At 36.3% G+C, this 9,406-nt stretch carries 9 protein-coding genes; 1 reads left to right on the top strand and 8 read right to left on the bottom strand.

Features of this window, described 5'->3' with window-relative positions; genetic code table 11:
* The 3 genes from KKD45_04405 to KKD45_04395 form a co-directional block, all read right to left on the bottom strand.
* The coding region (locus KKD45_04405; protein MBU4309736.1) for a hypothetical protein at nucleotides 1–2,109 on the bottom strand (2,109 nt) is incomplete at its 3' end.
* 25 nt (nucleotides 2,110–2,134) lie between these two features.
* On the bottom strand, nucleotides 2,135–4,060 hold the full coding sequence (locus KKD45_04400) for a fibronectin type III domain-containing protein (protein ID MBU4309735.1): 1,926 nt from the start codon (nucleotides 4,058–4,060) through the stop codon (nucleotides 2,135–2,137).
* 254 nt (nucleotides 4,061–4,314) lie between these two features.
* Entirely contained in the window at nucleotides 4,315–4,491 is a 177-nt protein-coding gene (locus KKD45_04395) for a helix-turn-helix domain-containing protein (GenBank protein ID MBU4309734.1), read from the bottom strand.
* Between the two features lie 515 nt (nucleotides 4,492–5,006).
* Between KKD45_04395 and KKD45_04390 the strand changes: the two genes are divergently transcribed.
* Nucleotides 5,007–5,561 (top strand): hypothetical protein, encoded by a 555-nt coding sequence (locus KKD45_04390; protein MBU4309733.1) that lies wholly within the window; start codon nucleotides 5,007–5,009, stop codon nucleotides 5,559–5,561.
* A gap of 49 nt (nucleotides 5,562–5,610) precedes the next feature.
* On the opposite strand, the gene KKD45_04385 is transcribed toward KKD45_04390, so the two are convergent.
* From KKD45_04385 to KKD45_04365, 5 genes are all read right to left on the bottom strand, one after another.
* Nucleotides 5,611–6,057 (bottom strand): hypothetical protein, encoded by a 447-nt coding sequence (locus KKD45_04385; protein ID MBU4309732.1) that lies wholly within the window; start codon nucleotides 6,055–6,057, stop codon nucleotides 5,611–5,613.
* Nucleotides 6,058–6,353: 296 nt separating this feature from the next.
* Nucleotides 6,354–7,637: a hypothetical protein gene (locus KKD45_04380; GenBank protein ID MBU4309731.1), complete on the bottom strand. Its 1,284-nt coding sequence runs from the start codon at nucleotides 7,635–7,637 to the stop codon at nucleotides 6,354–6,356.
* 293 nt (nucleotides 7,638–7,930) lie between these two features.
* The gene (locus KKD45_04375) at nucleotides 7,931–8,287 is read right to left on the bottom strand and encodes a YraN family protein (protein ID MBU4309730.1); all 357 of its coding nucleotides are present in this window, start codon (nucleotides 8,285–8,287) and stop codon (nucleotides 7,931–7,933) included.
* Nucleotides 8,287–8,673 carry a hypothetical protein gene (locus KKD45_04370; protein MBU4309729.1) on the bottom strand — a complete coding sequence of 129 codons (387 nt, stop codon included), beginning with the start codon at nucleotides 8,671–8,673 and terminating at the stop codon, nucleotides 8,287–8,289. The genes KKD45_04375 and KKD45_04370 overlap by 1 nt, the downstream gene beginning before the upstream one ends.
* A 173-nt stretch (nucleotides 8,674–8,846) precedes the next feature.
* Nucleotides 8,847–9,401 (bottom strand): class I SAM-dependent methyltransferase, encoded by a 555-nt coding sequence (locus KKD45_04365; protein ID MBU4309728.1) that lies wholly within the window; start codon nucleotides 9,399–9,401, stop codon nucleotides 8,847–8,849.
* Between the last annotated feature and the right edge of the window lie 5 nt (nucleotides 9,402–9,406).

Here is a 9,406-nt window from a genome sequence, read left to right as displayed (position 1 = left end):
GCTCGCCCAAACAGGTCTACCTAGAGTATTGCTCCAAGTCAAAGCATAACCACTGGTGCCGTTTTCAATTTGAGCTAATTCATTTGTTGTAGTTGCGAATAATAGTCCACCTTGAGTCCAGGTAATTTTACCTGTACCGCCACGATTTACTGCCAATGTGCCGGTGGTATTACCCAGGTCAATATTCAGGGAACTGGTTGAAATATTTACCCACTTACTTGTTACACTATCCCAACGAATTAATTGTCCATTTTGTACTCCGGAAATATTTACATCAGTTAAACCAGTTAGCGCTGGCGTGCTACCCAATGTAGTTGATGCTACTAGGCTATAACCACCACTACCATTACCCATTAACAGATAGCCGGCCTGAACCGTACTTGTGCCAGTACCACCATATGCAACAGCAACAACATCGCCTTGCCACTTTCCAGTCGTCACCGTTCCTAAAACCGTAATCGTTGTTGAACCAATATTATTTATAGTTGCCATCGTCCCCAATCCCAAGGTCGTCCTCATACTTGCCGCATCAACATCATCCATCAATGATCTAGCCATAGTTGTAAAGGCAGTTAAATTATAATTTCCGAAGCCATCCAAATAAATCATCTTGTCAGCAGCTTTAACAAGCGCACCCAGCTCGGAAAGATTGGCACTATATGCTTGTACATTTGTCCCAATCGCTAAACCAAGGTTGATTCTGGCAGTTGAAGAACTATTCAAATCAGATAAATTATTTGCCTTCACTAGATAACCAGCTAAAGCATGGTTACCCCAACCATAGGCAGTAACCCATTGAGAGGTGCTGGCGGTAAGCGGAATATTATAACTCGCGTTAATTGCTAACTGATTATTGCTTAATGTAAATTCTCCGGAGGCGCTAGTTAATCGATAAGTATAACCAGTCTGCCATTCTGTAGAGCTGGCAGTGACCACGTTGTAAGTATTGTTCCAAACTGAACTAGAGGCAATGTATGTATTAGTAATTGCCGCGCCATTCCAAAGCCCATTTGTAATCGCTCCACCAATAAATAAACTATTACTAATCCGCACCCCCTCAAATAAAGAACTGCCATTGCGCACCTCTAAACGATAACCAGGTGTTGAGGTTGCATTACTACCAACCACAACTATTTGCGCTGTATCTGCGGGATAAATTATTGAATTATCTATGTTGGTCGCCCACGATGATCCAACGTTAGAAGTTAAATCAACTTGCCAACTAACTACGCCATTGCCATCCGTCTTTAAAACATAGCCCGCACCACCATCTAAAATTGGGAAAGAATAGTTTTCAAAACGCACTTGTCCATCTGCTAAAATTGCAAATGACGTTGTTGTGCCATGCATAAATCTCACAATATCGCCCGTACCCCCCTGATTAACAGTCAAAGCTGTGGTTGCCGAACTTGTTGATACATTCAAAATATTCACAAAATCCCATTGCCCAAAGACGCTCAAATTATTGTTCACGTTAGCAAAGTCGCTAGCATTTTGCCCACCCAATCTCTCCGCGTTAAAAGCATTAGCGGCCGTATCAAGAATTTTCCTTGGCTCCATCACCTCTCCATTAAATTCTAGTTCCAGATATCGAGTTTGGCTAAAATCAATATCAAGGTCTGTTACAGAGCCTAGGTTTTCATTAATCACTCCACCTTCCACAAATGGTCTATTGTTAATCACTTGTCCAACCGACCATGTTGGCGAACCGCTTGCCACTGTAATCGTTTGCGCTCCCTGATTAAAATCAACAATCAAGGCCGCTTCACTTGTTGAGGCATTATATAAATATTGTCCAACACGTAAAGTTGTGGTCGCATGTTCACTGCTATATGTATAAACTCGACCAGACACACTACTAATAATCCCACCGAATCTATTCACCGTTGTCAAATCTTCACTCCACAGAATACTGCCAGCAGTTTGCGCATCAAAAATCTTAAATTTCATATCATAAACACCATCAGCTAATTCCGCACCGCCGACATCAGTAATTTTTCCAGAGAAATTCAACATCGAAGCTGCATTTACATAAACAGCACTAAACAACAGGAATAAACCAGTCATCATTATCATCGCATATTTAGTTTTTATTTTTACTTTAAACATTATTATTGATTATTTTTTTATATTTCTACATTAGCTTCTTCACCCAACCAAAGGTGTCTTCCAATATTTTAATTATTACTTGAATAATTGATTCTTTGTTTTTCGCCGTCATAAAAGTGTTAATTTTTGACAACACCTCGTTTCCGCCAGAATCAATCGCCCTTATCTGAAAACTATAAACAGTTCCCGGCTTAAACTTGGTAATAACAAAAATATGTTCTTTGGTAAAATTATTATTAACATCTGTACTCTCACTTAATTCTCCTCCTGCTCCATGTACACCTTCTTGGTAAAAAATTTGTGCGCTAGTTGGCTCATTGGTCAACCAAGAAATAACGGTTTGCGTTTTATTATTTCTATCAATAAACACCGTGGAATTAGTTTTTATATTAGATATCTCCGGAGGCAAATCATTTTCCTGGGTTGAAAAACGATCCAGTTTCTCCTTCACCGTGTTGCCTTTTTTATCAACACTGATTATTTCCACATCATAAAATACACCAGCCTGAAAATCATTAACATCAATTTCATGAATTATATTATACTCATCATTTTTGATTATTTTTACTTCATCCAAGGCAACTAGATTGTCGTGATAGGGCGCATATTGAATTGCACTATTTGCTTCTTTATTTGTAACCCATTTTATTGAAGCAGCCTGATCATTTTTAATCTGTGTCAAAAAACTAACAATTTTTACTCCATCATCAATCGTTCGAAAAGTAAAATCACGAGAAAACGCCATTGGCCCAAAACTCGCCTTACTACGCAATTGATAATGATAAGCCGTATCCGCTTGTAAGCCAAAAATTTGAACACTATGATTCTGACTTAAATTCTGTGCGTCACCAACAACCTGAATATATAATTCACCTTTTCTGTTTTTATAGTCTGCATCAGGCGAAATAGCTATTTGCGAAGATGCATCAATATCAGTTATCCAAAAGATTGTCGCCCTATCCGATCCCGCTTCAATTCTTGGTTCACCCGATAAAATGGGGGCGGGAATAAATCGAGACAACTCTTCAATAGTTGTTATTTCACCCAGGGTTGATTTATCATTCAACGTCGCTTGCGGAAATAAGCGCTGAACAAAACTCATCATTCGTTTCGCTGCTTCCGCTAATACACTTTGGTTTATTTCCATTGCCTTATTTTCTTCACTGGTAGACGCAATAAATTCACCCTCAACTTTTTTACCAGCTACGGTATTAAAAATCTGATCTTCACCATAAGCAACATTGCCCCACCCATCACTCGACACTGGTCGAAGATGGTAAATTAATTCTGGTTGCAGATTTTTCAATATCACGACATGCTTAATCACCTTGTCCCATAATCCACTAGTATTTCCATATTGCTGTGTTTCTCCATACTCGCCAAAACTCGTCGCCTCCTCATTTGTGTCCCAAGACATACTCAAACTAGCTTCATCAACAATATTTATTTGCACATTGCTTATAATCGGTGCTATCTTATCAGTTTTATCAATAATCAATGTTCCACCGCCACTAACAGGTACTACAGTCTCTGCTTCCAGTCCATGTCCAGTCACAAAACTACGCGAAGTTATATCAGTCGACACCCCTCCATTTACCCGCTCAGAGCGAACACGATAATAATAAGTCGTATCAGCCAATAAACCCTTTAACGCAATATTGTGACTTGTACCACTCTTAATGCTCGTACCTTGCTCCATGCTATCAATAAAAGCCGGATCAGTGTTATAAATTACAAAAGCATCAGCAATCACATTGGTCACAAATGCTACCGTCACATCGACACCAGAAACAGAATGACTCACACCAGAAATAATCGGCCCATTAAAACTATGGTTCACGTTCTCATTAAGAATATAACTATTGCTCCGCATTTCAGCCGAAGCTAAAGATGGAGATAACACCATCAACACAACTAGCAAATATTTAATTGTAATTTTTATTAGATTCATATCACTTTAACTCTTCGTTATCACCCCCCCCCAAAAAAAAACAGGAGGGGGTACAAATATAGATAATAAAATTATGGTGCCTTTTCGTGGAGTCTAAGCGCATGGGGAAATGGCTCAAACTCCACAAAAATTAAGGCGGCATGAGTTTCGCATGGGAATTTAAAACTCGTGTTGGATTTCCACCCAACCCTCAGAATACTTTTTTACAAATACTCTGAAATTGCGAAGAAAGGATTTTAGTTTACTTTAAAGAGCTACATAAACTTCTTAACGAAGCTTTTTAAATCAGACTCAAAAACCCGGTAAGTCTTGCGACCAATCCGGGCTACTTTTAATTCCTTATTATCTATCCAACGATAAACAGTCCTCTTGGAAACCTTAAGGACTGCAGCGACTTCTTCAATTGTCAGAATGTCGTCGTTTTTAAACATGGAAAACAAAAAAGAAAAGAGGTCTGCTCTTTTCTCGAATAATTACTACCGAACGTAACCACAAATACTCTACGAATATACAAATGATCTTCCAAGGCAAAGACACGGAAAATTCTGATTTGTATATTAGTGAAATATTCATAATAAAAATCGATATTACGCCATCTTATCCACAAGATTGGCAAATTTTTTTTAATGTTATTTTAATTATAACAATTTTGTCATCCATTGTCTATATTAGTTATCAACAGTCTATTATAGTTACTAATACTATCCTATTTTATATTATACTATCCTATTTTATATAATTGTCGTCCAATGTCACAAAAATACATATTTAAAATTTAATATTAGCATAAATATACTATTTTAAAAACAAAAAGACTAGCAAACAGCTAGTTACTTACATCGATTTTTTTCACCTTGCAATAATAATTGACAAAGAGGTTTTAATTACCTAAGATGGTTTATTAATCCAATTGCCCTTTAAAAAATAAAAAAAGGAGAACTTGATCATGAAAATAATAGGAAATATTTTCAAGACAATAAAATGCCAAGTTCGTAAAAAATTACTCCAGTGGGAAGAAACTTATCCTCGTTTTTCTGAGTTTCAAGACAAAAGACGCTATAAAAAATTTGACAAGCCCAATGACAACCACGGCATCAATAGTCACACTAATCCCCATCTGTATCAACTTTTAATTGATTACCGCAACGTTCATTGTTTGACCAATCGTGAACTAGGCAACCTTTTACTAACGTTTTACCCGGAAAAATTTAATCTCATCAGCAACGAAGAGATAAATGATTTTAACTCTGGAATAAATTTTATCTATATGAACGAGGACGTTGAAAGATTGCGAGCAGAAACAGCAACTTTGTACGAACAAAATAAACTGAAGTATGCTGGCGCATGTTTTTCCTTTAAAATATTTGACAACATAGTTTCTGAAATAAAGCCTCGCAACAATAATGAGTCTCGCGATTCGATCAGAAACATCAAAAAAATGTTTTGTGAATTAAGACGCCTGCTTAATAAGCACATAGCTGAGCCCGATTCAACAAAATAAAAGACCCTTTCTAATAAAGGGTCTTTTAAATTTGTTTTATTTCTTTTAACTACTTATTGCCAAAAAAATTTTTAATTCTTTGCAATGCACCTTCTGGTTTTTTATTTTCTGCAACTTTTTCTTTTTCCATACCACCTTCCTCGCTTTTATTTGTCTCACTTTTTTTAATGCCTGCCCGCACTGCCCTCAACTCTTTTGCCTCTAATTTTCTTGTAACATATTGCAAGTCGGTCGCCAAACTTTCGTCACTATTACTACTATCTTCAACTTGTTGTGCCTTCACGCGATCATTTAATTTTTTAGCCTTCTCGGTCCCAAACTCCTCAACTGCCATCGTATACATCTCCTCAGACATGCCTTTTGCTTTAGCAATTTTTCGCCAAGTCTGCTCATCGGCGCGCGCTTTAGACGCCCCCACACCCTCTCTGTCTAAATTACCAGTCCAGTCTCTCTCCACAGCCTCTCCTTTAGCTCTATTTAAAAATTGTTCTCCCATATTTTTACAAATTAGGCATAAAATATATTTATACCAATAAATAATTAATTAAACTGATGACTATAATATAGCATATTATCTCTATTTTGTAAAGCAGTGTGTTTTTAGGCTTATATAAAAGAAAACACCCTTCTGGTAATTAACCAAAAGGGTGTTTTCAAAAGCAAAAGAAGGGGCCCGTCTGAGCGGAGAATTTTATCTGCTCATATGGCCAATGGGCTCATTACACCCACAAATATATAAAATATATATTCTCAATTATCATCGTTCTTCCAATATCTTTCATTCATCCAAAATTATTTTTTCTCTACGATTTTATCTGTGGATTTTTTTTCTTCCACATCTTCCTTACCGCGTTTCTCTTTAATCAATTCTCGATTCACCCAAAATATCCACACCATTAAGGCTACCAGAAATACAACAAACACCATTACATTCATCCTTAATTTACCTTGATTACTCTTTGTTTCATCAATCAAGCCGGAAGTTTGCGTTGCCTTGTTTTCGGTCGATGATGTGCTTAAGATTTCATTTAAGGCTGCATCCTGATTTTCAATCACTGGAGCGTTGGAAGGACTTTTAGTTTCCGCGGCGCTCTCACTGACTGCCTCCTTACTGATAACTGGATTATTCTCAGCTGGTGGAATTACATTAAAACTCTTAATATTTGACCAAATACTCTCCTTGCCTCGTTCGTCAATGGATACAGCATAGACTATATGTGCACCATTTGTCAAGGGTTGTTGTAAAGTGTAGGCAAAATTTGCTGTTCCTGACTTGTGATTCACAACCCTGAACTGACCAACTAGTTTTTTGTCAAGATAAATCTGAACTTTGGAATTGTTCTTGGCCAGACCGGTAATCAATTTTTGATTCACCTTTATAGAAATCAAAGTTGGCGCCGGATATTTTTTTTCAATATTAAACGATACCGCTCTTGATTGTGCACTCTTGCTGCCAGATTTGGTCTCTGCAATTGCAAAATATGTGTGTGTACCGACTCCTAGGTGTAAAAATGGTTTATACACAAATCCGGCTGTGCCTGATTCATGAGTTGTCACCTCTGTCTTGCCGTTATAAACGCCATCAATATAAATCAACACCCTAGTTCCACTCTTGGTCAAACCGCTAATTAACGGCTTATTGTTACCAGTTATAGTGTCTTCATTTGGTTTAAAAACTGTTGGTGTTGCCAATGTTGTTACAACAACAACTTTATTCTGACTAAAACCTGATAACGTTTTAGTTGTCCTATTTTTTGCAACTGTCGAAATAACATGCTCACCGGCTGAGATAGGTTCAATGGGTTGGTAGTAAAAATTATTTGTCTCTGTTTTGCTCTCGTTAATTTTAGCCACTCCAGAAAAGTTACCGTCGATATAAACAAATACTTCGGATCCTTTTGGCGCCAAACCGATTACAATTGGACGACCCCAACGAGAGTGGGGACTTGCTAAATCAGCATTCAAAATTGCTGGTGCCTCAACTTTCTGATTATTATCTGCTTTTGCCAATACAGGCATCAAGCCCAAAAAAAGAAAAACAAAAATAAATAAACTTATTTTCTTAAAAAAATTCATATAAATACAACCTCCTCAAAACATTATTAAATTAATTCATTTTCATCCTTATTTGTTTTAGTTTATTTTTGGTATTTTTTGTTTATTTTGACTGTATTTAAATTCATTTAGAAAGAACCATTTTCGTTTCCTTTATTATCATCACTGTATCGAAAAAATTATCTTTGGTCAATAGACTAAAAATAGCTCTAAAAGCGCAAAAACTGTGCGTAAACACAGTTTTTCTTGTGGACTTGTCTGTGGACACATAATGTATAAGCCACTTCAAAGTTATTCACTTTATTTAATTTTTTCTAAAATATGTCCTCAAAATGCTGAACCTTAGCCATTCTTGTGCGCATATCCAGATCGATTGAAATCAGGTCTGGGCGGATGTAATCTGAGGATAACTTTTTTAGAGATAAATAATCAGCTACCGCTCTTTTAAAATGCTTGAGTTTATTTCTATTCATATTATCCTCCGCCAGTAGATCTTTCGAGGTACTTGTTTTAACTTCCACAAAGACTAATAATCCTTTAAATTTGGCGACAATGTCGAGCTCATTCTGTCCCATTTGAATATTACGCCCGATTATTTCATAACCCTTCTTGATTAAAAACTTTACTGCCATTTCTTCTCCAAAATTACCAATTTCTTTATTATAATGCATTAGGGAATATATTTCTTAAATTCCTCCGCCTGCTTTCTCTTCTCGCGAAGCTCTGGTATTTTTTTAAATTCTTTGTGCACAAAATACAAAAGCATAATCATACTCGCCAACCATAACAAAAACCAAAAGCGCATAGACAAGAACACCACTCCCTCATAGGTAAAAAACAATAAAAACAAACCTATGATTAAATTGGTGGTTCCAAATGAATCTAATTTTTTCCAAATTCTAAAATATATACCCTTATCCTTCTTTTTAAGCTTGGCATAAATTGCCAACGCAAGCAATAATACCAAAAAAACAACAAAACCTTTTTGAGCTACTGGCGCCAAATTACCAGCATTCATACTAAACCAATACTTTAAGGTAAATAGATTACTATTCATAGTTTTTTTACAACTTAAGTCTACAAAACTCTGGACTTAAGTCTATTTTTTACTAAATTAATCCCTCCCGAACATCTTAATTACAAAATACATTATATTTAAACAAAAATCAAGTTTTATAAAACTTAAGTCCACAGTTTTGTGGACTTAAGTGCATGTTTTATGAAAAGTTTTTAGATTTTTGAAAAAATCAAGCCATAATGATAATCACCAACAACAAAATCTTCCTCCAGCTTTAAACCCAATCTCTTGCCAGCCTCAATTAACATATCTTTTTTTACTCGTGCCTCAATCGGCGGACCAAATGGTAAAGCAATATTCTTCCACTCTACAATTAATATCTTTCCATTTTTCTTTGTTAACCGAATCGCCTCTCTTAGAACCTCAGCTCTTTTTGTACTTTGAAATAACATAGTTATTAATAAAGTCACGTCCAGGCTACCACTTTCAATTTTGGTGGCATTATACACCTCCAAATCACTCCAAACTGTCTTAACATTTGTCACATTTTCCTGCCTAGCCCTTCTAGACACCACCTCCAGGGTCGGTTTTAAAATATTAACCGCATAAGCTATTCCATTTTTACCAACCAATCTTGATGCTTCAAAGACATAACGACCAGTGGATCCACAACCTAAATCGGCAATATTCATCTTATCGCCAATTCCAGCTTTATCCAATACATAATTAACATCAATTAAATTGTTTCCCCCTGTATCATGTCTCATAATAA

The sequence above is a fragment of the Patescibacteria group bacterium genome (genome assembly GCA_018897195.1).
Taxonomy (GTDB): domain Bacteria; phylum Patescibacteriota; class Patescibacteriia; order Patescibacteriales; family UBA12075; genus JAHILH01.
The sequence above is the reverse complement of the archived record's forward strand: the minus strand, read 5'-3'. Positions and strand labels throughout refer to the sequence as shown.

Coding starts and splice junctions, on each gene's coding strand:
- KKD45_04400 (MBU4309735.1), bottom strand. CDS start 4,060: ATGAATCTAATAAAAATTACAATTAAATATTTGCTAGTTGTGTTGATG.
- KKD45_04365 (MBU4309728.1), bottom strand. CDS start 9,401: ATGAGACATGATACAGGGGGAAACAATTTAATTGATGTTAATTATGTA.
- KKD45_04380 (MBU4309731.1), bottom strand. CDS start 7,637: ATGAATTTTTTTAAGAAAATAAGTTTATTTATTTTTGTTTTTCTTTTT.
- KKD45_04370 (MBU4309729.1), bottom strand. CDS start 8,673: ATGAATAGTAATCTATTTACCTTAAAGTATTGGTTTAGTATGAATGCT.
- KKD45_04375 (MBU4309730.1), bottom strand. CDS start 8,287: ATGCATTATAATAAAGAAATTGGTAATTTTGGAGAAGAAATGGCAGTA.
- KKD45_04395 (MBU4309734.1), bottom strand. CDS start 4,491: ATGTTTAAAAACGACGACATTCTGACAATTGAAGAAGTCGCTGCAGTC.
- KKD45_04390 (MBU4309733.1), top strand. CDS start 5,007: ATGAAAATAATAGGAAATATTTTCAAGACAATAAAATGCCAAGTTCGT.
- KKD45_04385 (MBU4309732.1), bottom strand. CDS start 6,057: ATGGGAGAACAATTTTTAAATAGAGCTAAAGGAGAGGCTGTGGAGAGA.